Origin of the sequence: Pseudoduganella buxea (assembly GCF_009720835.1) — a bacterium.
Taxonomy (GTDB): Bacteria; Pseudomonadota; Gammaproteobacteria; order Burkholderiales; family Burkholderiaceae_D; genus Rugamonas; species Rugamonas buxea.
The window spans coordinates 1-1,381 of record NZ_WNKZ01000211.1; the positions used below are offsets into that span (position 1 = coordinate 1).

The 1,381-nt window shown below is 74.4% G+C and carries 1 protein-coding gene; it reads right to left on the reverse strand.

Features of this window, described 5'->3' with window-relative positions:
* Nucleotides 1–1,381, reverse strand: a 1,381-nt coding sequence (locus GM672_RS27625; protein WP_155473686.1) for an HAD-IC family P-type ATPase, incomplete at both ends; no start/stop codon positions are given.

Here is a 1,381-nt window from a genome sequence, read left to right on the forward strand (position 1 = left end):
CCAGGCCGGCGGCGGCGGCCAGTGCGGCGGCGCGTTCATCCGGTTCCATGCGGCACAGGGCGAGGATGCTTTCCGGCGCACCCTTGGCGGCCACGATGGCCGGGTCGGGCCCGCCTTGCCATGCCAGCATCAGCGCGCGGCGCGCCGCCGTCAGGCCATACTCGTGTACGAGCCGGGCGCCGGCGGGCCGCGCCGGCACGTCCAGCATATCGGCCTGGGCCTGCAGCGCGTGCTCCATCGGATCGTGCGAGCGCTCGGGCGTGGCCAGGATGGCGTGGCGCAGCAGCGCGCGGTGCGTCGGCGGCAGCGCCGGCCCCGGCGCCAGCTCGACGCCGCCGCACCACAGCGCGTGCAGGGCCATGCGGTTTTCCGTCAAGGTGCCCGTCTTGTCGACGCACAGCACGGACGTGGCGCCCAGCGTTTCGATGGCGGCCAGGCGGCGCGTCAGGACGTTGGCCCGGGCCAGCCGCCATGCGCCCAGCGCGGGAAACACGGTCAGCACGACGGTGAATTCTTCCGGCAGCATCGAGATCGACAGGGCGATGCCGGCCAACAGCGCTTCCAGCCAGCCGCCACCGCGCAGGCCCAGTACCAGCACCAGCAGGGCGCTGGCAGCCAGGCCCAGCACGGCGAAGCGGCGTGCCAGCAGGGCGCTCTGACGCTGCAGGGGCGAAGGCGGCGGCGCCAGCTGGCGCAGCGAATCGCCGATGCGCCCGATCTCGCTGCGCGTCCCCGTCGCCGTCACGATGGCGCTGCCATGGCCCTGCACCACCAGGGTGCCGGAGTAAACCCAGGGCAGGTCCTCGCCGCCGGGGCGCATCGGCGGCATTGCACCGCGCGCGGCCAACTTGCGCACGGGGACCGATTCGCCCGTGAGCAGCGACTCGTCCACCAGCAGGCCGTCGGCCGCGCACAGCCGCGCATCGGCCGGCACGCGCGCGCCTTCGGCCAGCAGGATGACGTCGCCCGCCACCAGCTCACTGCCGGCGACGCGCCGGGGGGTACCGTCGCGCAGCACCAGCGCCTGTGGGCTGCCAAGCTGGCGCAAGGCCCGCAGCGCGTGCTCGGTCTTGCCCTCCTGGTACAGGGTCATGCCGACGGTGGCCGCCACCATCAGCAGCAGGAAGCCCCCTTCCAGCGCCGAGCCGAGCAGCAGGTACAGCAGTGCCGCGCCGCACAGCAGCAGGAACATGGGTTCGCGCGCCGCGTCGAAGGCGATGTGGCGCCACGTGCGCCGTTCCGGCTCGGGCAGGCTGTTGGGACCGTCCTGCAGCAGGCGGCGCGCCGCCTCGGCTGCCGTCAGCCCGCGGGGATCGCTGCTGCCGGTGCCGTCTATGGAGCCGCCGGGCGGGTCGTCGAACCGGTTGCCGGGCCCGCCGGG